At 66.5% G+C, this 15,850-nt stretch carries 18 protein-coding genes; 9 read left to right on the top strand and 9 right to left on the bottom strand.

The window, feature by feature from the left end; all coding sequences use genetic code 11:
* The first annotated feature begins 1 nt into the window (after window position 1).
* The 3 genes from GUY23_RS16840 to GUY23_RS16850 all read left to right on the top strand — a co-directional run bounded on the left by GUY23_RS16840 (window position 2) and on the right by GUY23_RS16850 (window position 4,333).
* Window positions 2–1,771 (top strand): ABC transporter permease, encoded by a 1,770-nt coding sequence (locus GUY23_RS16840; RefSeq protein ID WP_208085390.1) that lies wholly within the window; start codon window positions 2–4, stop codon window positions 1,769–1,771.
* A 182-nt stretch (window positions 1,772–1,953) separates the two neighbouring features.
* A complete protein-coding gene (locus tag GUY23_RS16845) occupies window positions 1,954–3,147 on the top strand; it encodes an acyl-CoA dehydrogenase family protein (protein ID WP_166974542.1) in 1,194 nt (397 codons plus the stop codon).
* Window positions 3,148–3,184: 37 nt separating this feature from the next.
* Complete coding sequence (locus GUY23_RS16850; RefSeq protein WP_166974545.1) at window positions 3,185–4,333, top strand: acyl-CoA dehydrogenase family protein; 1,149 nt, start codon at window positions 3,185–3,187, stop codon at window positions 4,331–4,333.
* A 386-nt stretch (window positions 4,334–4,719) separates the two neighbouring features.
* Here the strand turns inward: GUY23_RS16850 and GUY23_RS16855 are convergent, their stop codons facing one another.
* The 4 genes from GUY23_RS16855 to pyrE all read right to left on the bottom strand — a co-directional run bounded on the left by GUY23_RS16855 (window position 4,720) and on the right by pyrE (window position 8,631).
* Window positions 4,720–5,367, bottom strand: a complete 648-nt coding sequence (locus GUY23_RS16855; RefSeq protein ID WP_166974548.1) for an RNA methyltransferase — start codon at window positions 5,365–5,367, stop codon at window positions 4,720–4,722.
* Window positions 5,364–7,001, bottom strand: a complete 1,638-nt coding sequence (locus tag GUY23_RS16860) for an ABC transporter permease (protein ID WP_166974551.1) — start codon at window positions 6,999–7,001, stop codon at window positions 5,364–5,366. The genes GUY23_RS16855 and GUY23_RS16860 overlap by 4 nt, the downstream gene beginning before the upstream one ends.
* The gene (locus GUY23_RS16865) at window positions 7,001–7,882 is read right to left on the bottom strand and encodes an ABC transporter ATP-binding protein (RefSeq protein ID WP_166974554.1); all 882 of its coding nucleotides are present in this window, start codon (window positions 7,880–7,882) and stop codon (window positions 7,001–7,003) included. The genes GUY23_RS16860 and GUY23_RS16865 overlap by 1 nt, the downstream gene beginning before the upstream one ends.
* Window positions 7,883–8,064: 182 nt before the next feature.
* A complete protein-coding gene (gene pyrE / locus GUY23_RS16870) occupies window positions 8,065–8,631 on the bottom strand; it encodes an orotate phosphoribosyltransferase (RefSeq protein ID WP_166974557.1) in 567 nt (188 codons plus the stop codon).
* 381 nt (window positions 8,632–9,012) lie between these two features.
* On the opposite strand from pyrE, the gene GUY23_RS16875 reads away from it, so the two are divergent.
* Complete coding sequence (locus GUY23_RS16875; protein WP_166974560.1) at window positions 9,013–9,285, top strand: GlsB/YeaQ/YmgE family stress response membrane protein; 273 nt, start codon at window positions 9,013–9,015, stop codon at window positions 9,283–9,285.
* 433 nt (window positions 9,286–9,718) lie between these two features.
* On the opposite strand, the gene GUY23_RS16880 is transcribed toward GUY23_RS16875, so the two are convergent.
* From GUY23_RS16880 to GUY23_RS16890, 3 genes are read right to left on the bottom strand one after another with little or no spacing between them, the layout of a single operon-like run.
* Window positions 9,719–10,075, bottom strand: coding sequence for a hypothetical protein (locus tag GUY23_RS16880; protein WP_166974563.1), 357 nt, complete (start codon window positions 10,073–10,075; stop codon window positions 9,719–9,721).
* Entirely contained in the window at window positions 10,068–10,583 is a 516-nt protein-coding gene (locus GUY23_RS16885) for a hypothetical protein (protein WP_208085391.1), read from the bottom strand. Before GUY23_RS16885 ends, GUY23_RS16880 begins: the two co-directional genes overlap by 8 nt.
* Window positions 10,580–11,143 (bottom strand): RNA polymerase sigma factor, encoded by a 564-nt coding sequence (locus GUY23_RS16890; protein ID WP_166974566.1) that lies wholly within the window; start codon window positions 11,141–11,143, stop codon window positions 10,580–10,582. The genes GUY23_RS16885 and GUY23_RS16890 overlap by 4 nt, the downstream gene beginning before the upstream one ends.
* A 230-nt stretch (window positions 11,144–11,373) precedes the next feature.
* Between GUY23_RS16890 and GUY23_RS16895 the strand changes: the two genes are divergently transcribed.
* The 5 genes from GUY23_RS16895 to amaP are packed head-to-tail and all read left to right on the top strand — an operon-like array spanning window position 11,374 to window position 13,706.
* On the top strand, window positions 11,374–11,853 hold the full coding sequence (locus GUY23_RS16895; protein WP_166974569.1) for an Asp23/Gls24 family envelope stress response protein: 480 nt from the start codon (window positions 11,374–11,376) through the stop codon (window positions 11,851–11,853).
* 51 nt (window positions 11,854–11,904) lie between these two features.
* Window positions 11,905–12,087 carry a hypothetical protein gene (locus GUY23_RS16900; RefSeq protein WP_166974573.1) on the top strand — a complete coding sequence of 61 codons (183 nt, stop codon included), beginning with the start codon at window positions 11,905–11,907 and terminating at the stop codon, window positions 12,085–12,087.
* A 4-nt stretch (window positions 12,088–12,091) separates the two neighbouring features.
* The gene (locus GUY23_RS16905; RefSeq protein WP_166974576.1) at window positions 12,092–12,538 is read left to right on the top strand and encodes an Asp23/Gls24 family envelope stress response protein; all 447 of its coding nucleotides are present in this window, start codon (window positions 12,092–12,094) and stop codon (window positions 12,536–12,538) included.
* Entirely contained in the window at window positions 12,535–13,116 is a 582-nt protein-coding gene (locus tag GUY23_RS16910) for a DUF6286 domain-containing protein (RefSeq protein WP_166974597.1), read from the top strand. The genes GUY23_RS16905 and GUY23_RS16910 overlap by 4 nt, the downstream gene beginning before the upstream one ends.
* Entirely contained in the window at window positions 13,113–13,706 is a 594-nt protein-coding gene (gene amaP, locus GUY23_RS16915; protein WP_166974600.1) for an alkaline shock response membrane anchor protein AmaP, read from the top strand. The genes GUY23_RS16910 and amaP overlap by 4 nt, the downstream gene beginning before the upstream one ends.
* A 425-nt stretch (window positions 13,707–14,131) precedes the next feature.
* Here amaP and GUY23_RS16920 read toward each other — a convergent pair whose 3' ends face one another.
* The gene (locus GUY23_RS16920; protein ID WP_166974603.1) at window positions 14,132–14,977 is read right to left on the bottom strand and encodes an SDR family NAD(P)-dependent oxidoreductase; all 846 of its coding nucleotides are present in this window, start codon (window positions 14,975–14,977) and stop codon (window positions 14,132–14,134) included.
* Window positions 14,974–15,798, bottom strand: a complete 825-nt coding sequence (locus GUY23_RS16925; protein WP_166974606.1) for a thioesterase family protein — start codon at window positions 15,796–15,798, stop codon at window positions 14,974–14,976. Before GUY23_RS16925 ends, GUY23_RS16920 begins: the two co-directional genes overlap by 4 nt.
* Window positions 15,799–15,850 lie beyond the last annotated feature (52 nt).

Raw genomic sequence — 15,850 nt, forward strand, 5'->3', positions numbered from 1 at the left:
CATGAACCTGCTGGCGAAGTCGATGGATTCCGGTCAGCCGCCTGATGGCGACGGCACCGGACGATCGCGGACGCATTCGCTCGGACCCGAAGAAGCGCCCCGCAGAACCGGGCGCCATCACGGTGCGCATGAACGCGAACGGCGCGGCCGCCTCGTCGCGGGGACCACTGCGGGGCTGGGGCACCTGCTGATGTTCATGCTGCGGCGGGATCGACTGTGGCTGCCGATCTGGGTGCTCAGCCTGTCTGCGCTCACCGCGTATTTCGCGAACGCGATCGCTGCGGTGATGGACGGCGAATCGCTGCAGGCGATGACGATGCTGGCGAAGAATCCGGTCATGGCGCTCATCACCGGGCCGGGCTATGGGCTCGACGCGGTGACGGAGCCGCGGTTCATCGTGGGGATGTATGGGGTCTTCCTCATGATCGGTGCCGCCCTGATGTCGATCCTCACCGTCTCTCGGCACACCCGCACTGAGGAGCAGACCGGTCGGGCGGAGCTCGTGCGGGCGGGGGTGACGGGACGGCACACCCAGCTCATCGCCGCGCTCGCGCTCACCTTGATCATGAATGTCCTGCTCAGCGCGGGTATGACTGCGGCCCTCCAGTTCTCCCAGGCCGACCCGGATCCGTTGTCGTCGACGGTCCTGTTCACAGTCGGAGTCGGTGCGGTGGGGTGTGTATTCGCGACGGTGGCGGCGGTCACCGTGCAGCTGAGCGCCTTCGCCAGGGCCGCCTCGGGGATCGCCGGTGCCGTGCTTGCACTCGGTTTCGTCGTCCGCGGGATCGGCGACATGTCTGCGGTGTCCGGGGGTTCGCTCGACTGGCTGTCCTGGCTCTCACCCTTCGGATGGGCGCAGCAGAGCGCACCATTCACGCTCGATCGCTGGTGGCCGCTGCTGTACGCGGTCGGCCTGTCTGCCGTCCTCGCGGTGATTGCACTGGTCCTGCAGTCGCGGCGCGATCTCGGGGCGGGCATCGTCGCCGAACGTCCCGGCCGGCCGCACGCAGGACCGATGCTGTCGACGCCGTTGGGGCTGGCGCTGCGGCTGCAGGGCGCGAACCTCGCGTGGTGGTCGGTGAGCCTGCTCGTCATGGGGGTGGTGTTCGGGTCGTTCACCGGGGCGATGGACGAAGGCGCGGCGGGGATGCCGCCGGAGATCCTCGCGATCATGGGTGGGCGGTCGGGAATCGTCGACGGCTACCTCGGGTACATGGCGCTCTACTTCGCGATCATCGTCGCCGCCTACGCGGTCATCGCTGCCGGGGGCCTGCGCACCGAAGAGACGGGATTCCACGCCGAGACTGTGCTGGCGACAGGGGTCTCACGGGGAGGTTGGCTCGCGTCCTGGGCGATGGTGACGCTGGTCGGGGCGACCTGGCTGATGTTCGCGGCCGGACTCGGCGAAGGGGTGGGAGCCGCAGTGTCGATGGACGATCGGTCCCTGCTGTGGCCGACTGTGCTCGGCCATCTCGCGCAGGCACCGTCGATCTGGGCTCTGCTCGGCCTGTCCTACCTTCTCTACGGCTTCGCTCCGCGGCTGATGAGCCTGACCTGGGCCGTCTTCGTCTCCTCGGCGATGCTCGCGCTCTTCGGCGGACTGCTGCAGCTCGACGACGCGATCCTCGACCTCTCCCTGTTCACCCACATCGGCCAGTATCCGGCTGAGGATCTCTCCGCCGAGGCTGTGCTGTGGTTCGTCGTGGCAGCTGCCGTTCTCATCGGGGCGGGGATGGTCGGCTTCCGGAGGCGGAACCTGACCACGGGGTGAGCGAGCTGTGCCCGGGACAGCATCCGGGGCAGGCGCTATTCATGATTGGGCGAGATAGCCGAAGGAGCGGGCCCGACAGAGAGCAGGCCCGACAGAGAGCGGACCCGCTCACCCACTTGTGGCCCCGAACACCGAACCGTACCATTGGAGGAAAGTTACTGAACGATCTATAAGGAGTTCGCATGGACACCCTACTGAGTGCAGAAGAGCGCGAGTTCGCGCAGCAGATGCGTCAGTTCTACCGCACGGAGATCCCCGAGGAGCTCCGCTTCAAGGTCGCCACTGGTCAGGAGCTGACCAAGGACGACATGGTCACTTCGCAGCAGATCCTCAACAAGCACGGCTACGCGGTGCCGAACTGGCCCGTCGAATGGGGCGGTCAGGACTGGACCCCCGTGCAGCGCCACATCTGGCTCGAGGAGATGCAGCTCGCCTGTGTACCCCAGCCCCTGCCGTTCAACGTCTCCATGGTCGGCCCGGTCATCGCGACCTTCGGCTCGCAGTCACTCAAGGAGCGCTTCCTGCCCGCCACCGCGAACATCGACATCTGGTGGTCACAGGGCTTCTCCGAACCCAACGCCGGCTCCGACCTCGCCTCGCTGAAGACGTCGGCCGTGCGCGATGGCGACAAGTACATCGTCAACGGTCAGAAGACCTGGACGACGCTGGGCCAGTACGGCGACTGGATGTTCAACCTCGTCCGCACAGACCCGAACGTGAAGAAGCAGGCGGGCATCTCCTTCCTGCTCATCGACATGAAGTCCCCCGGCGTCACCGTCCGTCCGATCCAGCTCATCGACGGCGGCCATGAGGTCAACGAGGTCTTCTTCGACAATGTCGAGGTCCCAGTGGAGAACCTCGTGGGCGAAGAGAACAAGGGCTGGACGTACGCGAAGTTCCTGCTCGGCAACGAGCGCACCGGCATCGCCCGCATCGGCGGCTCGAAGGTCAACCTGGCTCGCGCCAAGGCCTACGCCGCGGTGACGAAGACTGCTCGTGGCACCCTCCTCGACGATCCGCTGTTCTCGGCGCGTCTGACCAAGATCGAAGCCGAGCTCACAGCGCTCGAGATGACCCAGCTGCGGATCCTCTCGACCCAGGCCGCAGGTTCCGACAAGCCGGACCCGCGTTCATCCGTCCTCAAGCTCAAGGGCTCGCAGCTGCAGGAGGACATCTCCGAACTCCTCGTCGACGTCCTCGGCCCGCAGGGACTCGACTTCGTCTCCGACCGGGTGCAGGGACAGGGACTGTCCGACCTGCCGCACGGCGCCGTCGATGCGCTCCCCGCCTACTTCAACACCCGCAAGGTCACCATCTACGGCGGTTCGTCCGAGGTGCAGCGCGGAATCATCTCGAAGGCGCTGCTCGGCCTCTGAGAGACCGACGCTCACACGATTTCAGAAGAGGACAACAATGGATCTTGAACTCAACGACATTCAGCAAGAACTCGCCAGCACCCTGAACAAGTACCTGCGCGGCGAGTACGACGCCGCCAAGCGCGAAGAGATCCTTCGCAGCGACGAAGGCATCTCCCGCGAGAAGTGGCAGGAGTTCGCCGAGATGGGACTGCTCGGGCTCGCCATCCCCGAGTCCTACGGCGGAGCTGACATGACCTTCAACGAGGTGGCCGTGGTCGCCGAGGCGTTCGGCCGCTCTCTCGTGCTCGAACCGTTCCTCGCCACCGCAGTCCTCGGCACGAATGCCGTTCTGCTGGCCGGCAGCGAGGAGCAGAAGCAGGCTATCCTGCCCGGTGTGGCAGAAGGCCAGACCTTCCTCGCCCTCGCCGCCTTCGAACCCGGACAGCGCTACGCGGTCACCACTCCGGCGACCCAGGCCGCTGCCGGGGCAGACGGCGCCTTCACGCTCACCGGCGAGAAGAACAATGTGCTCGGCGGAGACGTCGCCGACCACTTCGTCGTCACCGCCACGCAGAACGGTGAGCTCGGCCTCTACCTCGTCGCCGCCGACGCCGAAGGTCTGACCCGCGTCGCTCAGCGCCAGGCCGACGGCCTCGGCAGCGCGAACCTCAAGCTCGAGGGTGTTGTCGCCGAGCGTCTCGAGGCGGCTGATGCCAACGCGGTCCTGTCTGAAGTCATCGACCTCGGCAATGCTGCGATCATGGCCGAAGCCGTCGGTGTCGCCGAGGCATCCCTGACGATGACCGCCGAGTACCTCAAGACCCGTGAGCAGTTCGGTGCTCCCATCGGCGCGAACCAGGCCCTGCAGCACCGTGCCGCCGACTTGTACGCGGAGCTCGAGTACGCCCGCAGCATGGCCCTGTACTCGCGTCTGGCCGTGACCTCCGAGGTCGCCGGAGCCGAGAAGGATCGCCACCGCGACGTCATCGCCGCGAAGATCGTCGTCGACAAGGCCGCCCGCAACATCAGCCAGGAGTCGATCCAGATGCACGGCGGCATCGGCATGACCATGGAATACCCCATCGGCCACTACGCCAAGCGCCTGACGGTCATGACCCGCACCTTTGACGATGCGGACTCCCTGACCGCCGAGCTCGCCGAACTCGGCGGACTCATCGAGCCCCAGGCCGCCGACCTCAACTGAGGTCCGGTCCCGGCCGGGTCCGCGCACGGACTCCGGCCGGGACCCGCCTCGGAGGGCGGACCCGCCACACGACAAGCGCCGAGGCGGCACGAAGCGATCGTGCCGCCTCGGCGCTTCTCTGTGTCGGTCGGACGCGGTCAGCCGAGCTCAGCGGTCGGCAGTCGGCGGGGCGTCTTTGGTCATTCCGGCGTGGTTTCCGCGCCCAGAACGCGGCGGATCGACCAAAGAATTACCCTATTCGCGCGAGAACGGCGACACGTTCCGCGCTGCGCGCCGAGTTGCGCTCGAGTGGTCGCGTACAGCCGTCACAGTCGCGCACAGCCGTCGCCGCCGCAAGCAGGGCGCAGGCGCGCACCGTCGCCGCCGCGGGCGCAGAAGTGGGATGCCTAGGAAACGGGCTGGTCGAAGACGTGGCGGCGGATCCACGAGTGCATGGTGATCGCGGCGGCCGCGGCGGCATTCATCGACCGCGTCGAACCATACTGGGCGATCGAGAGTACGTCGCGGCTGGCCTGGTGGGCTTCCTCGCTCAGCCCCGGGCCCTCCTGCCCGAACAGCAGCAGGCAGCGCTTGGGCATGTCGTAGGTCTCCAGCGGCACAGAGTCAGGGAAGTTGTCGATGCCGAGCAGCGGCACATCGTTCTCGGCGCACCAGCTCAGCAGGTCATCGACGCTGGGGTGGTGGATGACATGCTGATACTTGTCGGTGACCATCGCGCCCCGTCGGTTCCACCGGCGCCGCCCGACGATGTGCACGGCTGCGGCATTGAAGGCGTTGGCTGTGCGCACCACCGATCCGATGTTGAGGTCGTGCTGCCAGTTCTCGACGCCGACGTGGAATTCGTGCCGGGTGGCGTCGAGGTCGGCGACGATCGCATCATGCAGCCAGTATCGGTACTTGTCGACGACGTTGCGCCGGTCCCCGTCCGCCAGCAGCTCCGGGTCGAAATGCTCTTCCACAGGCCAGGGGCCGGTCCACGGACCGACCCCCACCTGCGGTTCAGCGCTGTCAGACGCCGACGGTTCCTCGCTCACTTCTCGTCGCCGGACTCATCCGCCGACTTCGCATCCTTCTCATCGTCGTCTGAGGACTTCTTCACGCCGGACTTCTTCGTGGCCTTCGGCGCGGACGACTTCTTCGCCGAGGCGGCCGACGAGTCCCGGTCGACGTCCGAGTCGGCGTCCACGTCCGAATCCGAGGCGTCCGACGTCTCGTCATCATCCAAAGCGTCATCCTTCGCCGAGGCACCCGACTCCTTCTTCGACGACGTACCGGCGCCGACCTTCTGAGCCCGCTTGCTCATCTTCACGGTCTTGCCTGCGCGTCCGCCTCCGGCCAGGACCGAGCGCACGTACGCGCTCGAGGCCAGGGTGTGGAGGATGAACGCGAGCACGAGCGCAATGCCGGCGGAAACGAGGCCCTCCCACCACTGCGCCTGGCCGGCGAAGAAGCGACCGGCGGTGCCCAGCGGCGAGGTGAACGGCGTCCAGGACAGGATCTTCGCGGTCAGGCCGGAGGCTCCGACGAAGACCGGGGCGAAGAATCCGGCCACGGTGATGATGCCGATGATCGTGAGGAACGTCGTGCGTGCCTTCGGACCGACCACGGTCGACGCCCACACCAGCAGCGCGAAGACCGACCATGCGGTCAGCAGCAGGGTCAGCGCGAACCATCCGAGGCCCGGCAGCATCGAGAACGCCAGGGAGGTCTTGCCCGACAGGGACAGTCCGAGTTCGGTGACGACCGCGGCCGCGACCATCAGGACGGTGACCAGGGTCAGGGTTCCCGTGATCCGACCCGAGGCCGAGGCGCGCGGTGGGATGGTGGCCGCGATGATCTCGGTGATCCGGTTGCGCTTCTCCAGGCGCAGGTTCTGATAGAGCCCCGCTCCGAGGGTGCCGACGACGAGGAGGGCGAAGGCGACCATGCCCCACAGCAGCGGCGTGGCCACGTCCGCCTCGACGGCGGGGGTCTTGAGCAGCGTCGCCTCGGTCTTCGGGGCGAGCTTCTCCAGCAGGGCCTCCGGCTGCTTGTCGAGAGCGATGATCGTCGGCTGGCCCTGACCGCTGGGGTCCTGGATGAAGGCGGCGTCGACCTTGCCCTGGCGCACGAGCTTCTCGGCCGCGCTCGCGTCCTTCGCATCGGTGATCTTCACGCCCAGCTGCTGTTCGTACATCTGGGCCTGGTCGCCCACGCCGACCATCGCCATGCTCGGTGTGCCCGAGTCCTTCTGCGCGTCGGCCACGATGCCGGTGATGATCGCGGCGAGCACGCCCAGGATGATCACGCCGGCCGTGACGAGGAAGTACGGGCTGCGCATCGCCGTAGTGCTCTCACGGTTCGACACCAGCCAGGAGGCCTGACGGCTGCCGACGTCGACGAATTCGGAGACCAGTCCGGTCTCGGGCAGTTCGTCCGGATCCGGGGTGTCCTCGGCGAGTTCGAAGGGAACGTCGTCGAGTCCAGCGGTCGCCTCATCGTCGGCGGATTCCACGGATTCCTCCGCGTCCACCTCGGCGGAATCGTCCTCGGTCACCGCGTCGTCCTCGGTCACCTCGATGTCGTCATCGATGGGGACGCCGAGGTCGTCGATGCCTTCACCGGCAGTGCCCTTGGACACGAGCGGTTCGTTGGGCTCGTCGTTCGCACCTTTGTCCTTGCGCGCCATTACAGAGCCTCCTTGTACTGCTCGGCCAGTGTCGGGCGGACACTTTCGAAGTTCTTCACGCCATCGAGCGCCGCCACGGCGGCGGCTGCGGTCTTCGCATCAGCGGCGTGGAAGCTGATGATGTTGTCGTCGCGGTTCGCGATCTCCGCCGCGCTGATGCCTGATCGGGATTCGAGAGCGGAGCGGGCCGCCTCGGCGTCCTTCGTCTCGACGCGGTAGTGCGGGTCGCCGAGAAGCTTGTCGACGCTGCCGGAGGCGGTGACCTTGCCCTGGCTGAGCACGATGACGTCGTCGGCGAAGGTCTGCGCGGCCTCCCAGTCGTCGGTGGCGAGGATGACGGGCACGCCCGAGGAGGCGTGTGCCCGCAGCAGCTTCATGACCAGGCGCAGCGAGGTCGCGTCGAGGCCTGCGAAGGCATCGTCGATGACGACGACGTCGGGGTCGGCGGCCAGCGTGGCGGCGATGTCGACGCGCGCGATCTCAGCGCCCGACAGGTTCTTCAGGGGAGCGTAGCCGCGGTCGGCCAGGTCGAGGTGCGACAGCAGGGTCAGGGCGTTGCGCTCGGCGGCACCCAGGGTGATCCCGTGCAGGCGCGCGAGGTAGACGATCTGGTCGATGACGCGCATGTTCGGGTAACCGCCGCGCTCTGCGGGCAGATAGCCGAAGTTCTGCCGGTCGCCGAAGTCGAGCTCGAAGTCTTCGAGTTGGACACTGCCCTCATCGGCGGAGATCAGTCCCATGATGACGCGCACCAGCTCGGTCCGCCCCGCCGAACGGGTCCCCACAATCGCGGTGATCCGGCCCGCCTCGGCGGTGAAACTCACCTCGTCCAGATATGTCCGCTTTCCCTTGCGCAGGGAAATCTCTTTCAGTGTGAGCACGCGTCATCCTTACTTATACATCAGGCAAATACTAAGGGAGTGTCTCATCTATCGTGTTGAAATGAGAGACGTCTTTCAAACCAGACCAATGATTTCGACCGAATTGCCAGTCGAGTCCCAGGTCGTGATCGGTGGGTCGGCCGTGCCGCAGGAACGGAGGTCATTCCTCGCCGAGGTGGCTCTCAGTCGAGGCCGAGATCCTTCGTCGTCAGCGCGGTCAGGTACGGGATTCCCGTGGCCTCGACCCGTTCCTTGGCACCGGTGTCCCGGTCCATGACCACGGCGACCGCGACCACCTCGGCGCCGGCTTCCTTGAGCGCGTCGACCGCAGTGAGCACGGATCCGCCCGTCGTCGAGGTGTCCTCGACGGCGACGACGCGCTTGCCGGCGACGTCGGGGCCTTCGACCCGGCGGGACATGCCGTGCTTCTTCGCCTCCTTGCGGACGACGAAGGAGTCGAGCGGGGTGCCGCGCACCACCGAGCGGTGCATGACTGCCGTGCCGACCGGATCGGCACCCATCGTCAGGCCGCCGACGGCGTCGATCTTCTCCAACAGACCCTCGGCCTCGAGCAGGTCGAGGACCACGTCGCCGACGAGCGGCGAGGAGCGGTGGTCGAGGGTGATCCGGCGCAGGTCGAGGTAGTAGTCGGCCTCCTTGCCGGAGGAGAGGGTCACTCTGCCGCGCACCACGGCAAGTTCGTCGATGAGGTCGAGCAGTTGTCGGCGTGTGTCTGCGCTGTCGGTCATGGTCTCCAGTCTAATGCGCGGGTATCGGTCGACCGTTCAGCGCCATCTCAGGGGCCGGGAATTGACGTTGCCGGGGTGAGGTGGCGGGCACGCGCACTGACGACTGCACCCGCTGCGGGTACGCGCTCGGGCCTTCCCGACAGCGCATCGTGCCCACATGATCAGGTCGTGACGGACAGCACAGCCGAACCGCGTGAGGTTCCGCCCCAAGGTGCGTCTGTACCGATGTCATAAAGAATCAACACAGGTTGGTTCTTTATGCGCCCATAAGCGGTACAGTGTCACCAGCGCTGTGAGTACCGTGTGAACAGCACGGCTGTCACAACACCCCAGTACCGCGCTTCCCAGCCGGTCAAGAGTCTCAGAAGGGACGTGAGCAACATGGGTTTCATCGCATATCTCATCCTCGGCCTCATCGCAGGTGCCATCGCCAAGGCCATCCTGCCCGGTAAGCAGGGCGGCGGCTTCATCGCCACGCTCATCCTCGGCGTCATCGGCGCCATAGTCGGCGGCTGGCTCGGCGGCCTGATCTTCGGCGTCGAGATGGACAAGTTCTTCTCGCTGTCATCGTGGCTCTGCGCCATCGGCGGTTCGCTGATCGTGCTCATCATCTGGGGCCTCATCACCGGACGCTCGAAGTCCAAGAGCGCCTGAGACCTGACACCCTCACACAAAGCAGGTCGAGCCCGGTTCACACGAACCGGGCTCGATTTGTCTAGAGCGATTGCTGAAGACTGTGAACCCACGCCAGGCATAAGCCGCCCCTGGAGCCCCTTGAGTTCTCCTCCGTTCGCCGCAGTGAGCCACACCGCTACACGCACACAGCCGCACTTCGGCGCCGACATGGCCACAGCAGCATCGTTGCCGCTGCACGATCCGACGAACCGGCACACCTTTCTCTGAAACGCTCACCGAAGAACGTGATGAAATCAGAGAAGACCGTGCCACAACAATCTTCGCGGCCAGACCGACCCGAGAAACGCAGAAAAACTCCGATGTCGGACCGGAGGCCGGAACTTCGGGGCAGCGACGCCGGGCCAAGGACACGAACCGGGCTCGATTTGTCTGTGCAGACTGGCCGGGATCCTCAGAAGCCGCGGCCGACGATGCGCAGATCGATGTCGATGTCGCCGACCGGGTCGAATACCCCGCCCTGCAGGTCTTCCGCGATGACCTCGAAGAGATCGTCGACGATCCCGGACACGGACCGACTGGCGTCCAGGTACGCATCGACACGCACGTGCACGCCTTCGCGGGTGGTCCGCACGTCGACTGACGGCGGTTCGCCGCCTTCCCTGCGCATCACCCGCGCCGCGGCCGTGGCCACGAGGTCGCGCAGACCCGGCGCCAGTCCCGTGACTCCGGGGACGGCGAGGACCGCAGGTGTCACCCGCATGGAGGCGGCCGCCTCGTCGAAGGCTTCCGGTGCTTTCGGCTCAGTCATCGTCGGCCTCCTCGGTGGCGGCGCCCGCAGCACCCTCGGTGCCCTCAGCTCCGCCGGGGACGAACACGTCCTCGGCGGTGATGTCGATGCTCGTCGCGGGGATACCGAGCTCCGCGATCAGCGTCTCGGAGACGCGACGGCGAACCGTCTCAGCGGCGGGGGCGAAGGCGATCCCGGCCCGCATGGCCACGGTCAGCTCCACCTCGACGGCGCTTCCGTCCGGGTCGCCCACGGGTTTCGGGTTCACGCTGCGGGCGCGGATTCCGTCGACGGAATCGACGGCATCGCGGATGATGCCGCGCACCGTTGCGGTCGCGATCCGGAAGGGGTTCCCACGTTCGGTGGTCAGTCGGGTCGACGGGGCCAACGAGGCATCCTCGCGCACGATCCGCAGGATGCGCTCGCGCAGTCCGGCCGACTCTGCCGGGTCGGGCTCGAAGGAGCCCATATACTCCTCGATGACTGCGCGCAGATGAGCGTCGGTCTCTCTGGACGGTTCGTCGCTCATACCCATCCTTCCATCCCCTCGGCAATAGCGATCCTGGCGCGATGGATGCGCCCGCGCACACTGCCTTCGCTGACTCCCAAGGTCGCAGCGACCTCGGCGTAGCTCAGTCCCTCCATCTGATGGAGCACCCACGTTACACGCTGCTCCGAGGAGAGTGTCTGGAGAACCTGGGTGAAGTGCTCGAGTGCGGTGCGCGCTTCGACCGACCGCTCGACCGAGGCGGTCCCGTCGGAGTGGTGTCCGAGGTCCTCGGGATCCGAGGCATCTGACGGGCGGGACATGCGACGACGCAGCACATCGGTGCATCGGTTCGACGCCATGCGGTAGATCCACGTGCCGAACGCGGCGGGTTCGGCCAAGGCGTCGAGTGACTTCCACGCCTGGACAAGGGTGTCCTGGACGACGTCCTCGGCATCCTGCCGATCGCCGAGCGTACGCCACGCGAAGCGCAGCAGCTTCCGCTCGTATTCGTCGACGAGCGATTCGAACGCCGCGATGTCGCCCTCACGGGCGCGCACCACCAAGGTGACGATGTCCAAGCGATCATCTCCCCTTGTCATAGGGCCATCGTATGCCACAGATCCGGGTGGCGGGAGGCAGCCGGACGAATTCCCTCGCATGGTCCGCGAGAGGGTGCTGGCAGACACCCGCCGACCCGACCTCGAAGATTTTCTCGAAGAATCTGCGAAACGTGCGTGAGGATTCCTCCGCACCTGCGTCTGTACCGATGTCAGGGTCCTTCCGACGAAGGACTTCACCACTGATGCCCCTCGAACGAATAGGAAGAACAATGCCAGAAGCAAAGCAGTCCGATTCGACCCAGACGACCCAGACCAATGGCTCCGTCGACAACGTGCGCAGCCCGCTCGTGACCGACATGGGCACCACCACCATCGCCGAGAACGTCGTCGCCAAGCTCACCGGCATCGCCGCACGTGAGGTCCCCGGCGTCTTCGGAATGGGCAACGCCGCACGCCGCGCCTTCGATACTCTGACCGACCGCATCCCCGGTTCGCAGACCAACGTCTCCGGCGGCGTGTCCGTGGAGAAGGGTGAGAAGCAGACCGCCATCGACCTCACCATCGTCGTCGAATACGGCACCTCCATCGTCGACGTCGCCGAGGCGATCCGCCGCAACGTCGTCCGCGCCGTCGAACAGGGCACCGGACTCCAGGTCGTCGAGGTCAACATCGACGTCACCGACGTCCACCTCCCTGAAGAGGACGACACCGAGGACAAGCCCGCCAAGGACTCGCCCGAACTCAACTGAGACGAACTCAGCTGATCCCATCCGCAGCACCACCTCGGCAGAAGGAATGACATGTCGAATACACTCATCGGACTCCTCGTCGGTCTGACGCTGGGAATCGTCGCCTACTTCGGCGGTTTCCTCGCCTTCCTCGTCGTCGCCATCTGCGGCGGACTCGGTCTGGTCGTCGGCCTCGTGCTCGACGGTCGTCTCGACCTGTCCGCACTGAGTTCGCGTTCGACGACACGGAGGTAGGGCCGTGCCGTCAACTCTCGACGCGACCCCACAGTCCACCGCCTCCGCGAGCACAGCCGCCGCGACCGCTGACCGCAGCGATCCGTCCGCCCGCCGAGGTGGGCTGACGATCGCGGACAAGGTCGTCGAGCGCACCGCCGGGCAGATCCTCAAGGACCTGCCCGGGGTCGGAGGGACGAGCTCGGGACTGTTCGGAATCGGCGCGAACTCGAGCCTGGACACCCGACCGTCGGTCGATGTCACCCTGTCCGGGCGCAGCTGCACGCTCGCCGTGTCGTTGGGTCTGAGTTACCCCTCCCCCATCGCCGAGGTGACCGAACAGGTGCGTACGCAGCTGAGTTCCGAGGTCGAGCGCCTCACCGGCGTCGTCGTCCGTCAGGTCGACATCGCCGTGCGCTGGCTGAAACCGCGGTCGTCCGGAAGCGACCAGGGAAGAAGGAGTCTGCAATGAGCACTCGTCTGCTGCGCAGGCGGCCCGCACGCATCGGCTCGGCCGTCGTCATCGCGATCATCCTGCTGTTGGTGGCCGTGGCACTCGGGTGGGCCGGAATCGCCGCCATGGTGACCTCGGGTTCATCCGCGGGTGCGGCCACCGCACCTCTGACCGACTCGGGTGCCGGTTTGGATTCGCTTGACCACGTCCACTGGGGATCGGCCGCGGTCATCGCCGTCGGCGCGGTCCTCGCGGTACTCGGACTCATCGCCGTCATCCTCGGCATCTCCCCCGGTGCCCGGCGGATCACCTCGGTGCAGGCCGCCACCCCCGACCACATCGGTGACCTCGAGGTCGCCGTCCCCACCTCGGCGCTGTCGCATCTCGCAGCCAGCGCGGCTGACGGAGTCGACGGAGTCGAGGGAGTCAAGGCGGCGTCGAACGCGACGTCGACGATCGTGACGTTCTCGACCCCGATCCGCGATTCCGATCCGATCCGCGACGAGGTCGAAGCCATCGTTCGGGAGCGGTTCGACTCGATCTCGTTCGACCGCACCCCGAAGGTCAAGGTCCAGGCACGAAGGAGCAAGTCATGAGGCGCACAGCCGCCGGCGCAAACCGCACGGGTCTGATCATCGTCGGCCTGCTGGTCCTGCTCATCGGCCTTGCGGTGCTCGCGATCGGGCTCGGATTCGCAGCTCCCATCCTGCCCGGCTGGGAACCCGGTGCCGATCTCGGGCTGGCCACCTCGGTGCTGGCCCTGCCGTATTCGGCACTCGCGGCCATCATCGTCGCCGTCGTCCTCGCCGTCATCGGGCTGCGCTGGCTGAGCGTGCAGATACCCCGGAAGGACTTCGCGAAGCCCTTCCGGATGCAGGCCGATGCCCGCAGGGGACTGACCACCGTGACCGCGGAGGTCATCGCCGAGGCGGTCGCCGAGGACCTCGAATCCACCGACGGCCTCTCGGATGCGCAGGTCATCCTGCGCGGCACCGCTCGCAGCCCCGAACTGCTCATCCATATCGATGCCGATGAGCGCGCGGACATCGATGCCGTCATCGCCGAGGTGGCTGATCGTGTCGCCGGCAACGCTTCCCAGGCGCTCGGGGCTCCGCTGCGCGCGGTGGCCCTCGAGGTCGGCATCGCTCGCACCCGATCCCGCCGGCAGCGCAGCGTCACCCTGTAGCCGCTGGCGCAGAGGGCTGGGCGCACTGACAAGTCCTGTGAATGACAAAGACCCCGGGGCGCGTAATCGCGACATCCCGGGGTCCTCGCAGCACTCCCCTCGAGTACCCGGACGCATCCCCATACGTCCGTTATGTCCACCCGATCCCCACCGGGCGGACATCACAATTTCACCACACTTTCGTGGCGCTTGTAAAGAATCTCACCGCTTCTCTTCGTTCGACCGTTGACCTATATCACAGAAACGCATGGATTAAAAGGCCTGGTGACAGGCTCACCGAGCGGTAGTTCAATGATCAACCCTTCCCGCCGACGTCCCCGAGAATCCGGCATAGGTCACATTCTGAGACAACCGGATCACCCGCGATCCGCGGGCGAAAAGAAGCGTGCCTCCAGCGACTGGTCGGTGAAGCGAACGTGCCGATCTCAGCGGCGGCGGGTGAAGGCGAAGCCGCGGGACCCCCAGCGCATGAGCGGTCTGGGTACGAGGGGCGCGACCAGGGCCGCGAGCGAATACGCACGCCCCGGAACCGAGACGACCTTCCCCGCGCGAGCATCCCGCAGCGATTCCCTGACGACCTGGTCGACGCTCAGCCAGATGAACTTCGGCCCGAAGCGTTCCACGCCGAGGCGGTCGTGGAATTCCGTGCGGATGAAACCGGGCAGAACGGCCGTGACCGTCACCGGGCTGCCGGCGAGCTCACCGGCGAGCGCCTCGGTGAAGACAAGGGCCGCAGCCTTCGAAGAGGCATACTGCCCCATCGTCGTCACCGCCGCCAAGGACGAGATGTTGACGATTCCTCCGCGACCTCGCTCCCGCATGCGCCGGGCGGCGATGAGAGACAGCTCCCGCACCGTCCCGGACAGCACACGATCCTGATCTTCGAGCTCACCGAGGTCGCTCTTCAGCAGCGAACCCCGCAGCCCGTATCCGGCGTTGTTGATGAGCACGTCGACGGTTTCGGTCTCGATGACCTCACGGACGGCATCGATGCCGTCTCGGGTCGACAGATCGGCCGCGACCACCTCGGCGCGGGTGTGATGATCCGTCCGCAGCCGATCTGCGAGCTCTCGCAGCCGCTCTTCGTCCCGGGCGACGAGGACGAGGTCATAGCCTTCCGCGGCCAGGGTGCGCGCATAGCCGCGCCCCAGGCCTGAGCTCGCCCCGGTGACGAGGGCACGCGGACGGGGACTCGGGTCCCGCCTCGGCGAGGAGCCGTCCCAGGCTCGGGGTGACTCGCTGCGCTGGATAGTCGGGACCTCGCGGCTCATTTCGCGCCTTGTCCTCGGCGCACGGTCAGGGACTGTGCGGCGGTGCCGATGGGACCGTTGATGTCGCTGAGCACGCTCATCGTCTCGCCGAGGCCGGTCGGGCCGAACGCGACCTTCGTCTCGAAGCCGACCCAGCCGGGTTCGGGGACTCGGGTGAGGTGGATCGAGAGATCGACGTTGGGGAAGAACGTCGTCTTCGGATCCTCGCGCACGGCCAGGCCGTTCGCGGTGTCGACGTAGCGGACGAAGGACGCCGTCGGCGGGTCGACCTCCCCGTCGACGAGCGGATAGGGGCTGCGGACCCACGACTGTGCGTAGCCAGGTTGGGCGTCGGCTCCCTGTCGACCCTCGAGTGAGGCGATGTAGCCGCCTCCCCAGCGATCGGTGAAGGGCATTTCGGGAGTCACGTCGACGGTCGGCAGGCTCGGCCATTCGCTGCCGGCAACCTCCTCGGTGTCCGAGGCCTGCAGCCGCCACACCCGCGCCGTGATGGAGGTGCGGTCGCCGTGGCGCATGTGGGCTTCGATGAGCTCGATGGTGCGGCCGGGCCGGATGACCTCGACGTCGATGGTGAATTCTCCGGAGTAGATGACGCCGAGGACGTCGAAGGTCACACGGGAGACCATCTTGTCGCTCGGCAGCCGCCGTTCGACCTCGGCGAGCACGATGCCCGATGCCGGTGCGAGGTGCTGTTCACCCGGCTGCCAGGCGCCCTGACTGTGCAGAGTCGAGACCAAGCGGTCCTCGGAGCGTCGCACATAGCAGGAGTCGGGATACGCGGCGCCGTCATGGCCGAGGTGGTTGTTAGGAGCTTCAGGCATAGCACCAGAATAACGATTCGCTCGCCGCTTCCTCCGCACGGGTCGACCGCGG

The sequence above is a fragment of the Brevibacterium atlanticum genome, assembly GCF_011617245.1.
Taxonomy (GTDB): domain Bacteria; phylum Actinomycetota; class Actinomycetes; order Actinomycetales; family Brevibacteriaceae; genus Brevibacterium; species Brevibacterium atlanticum.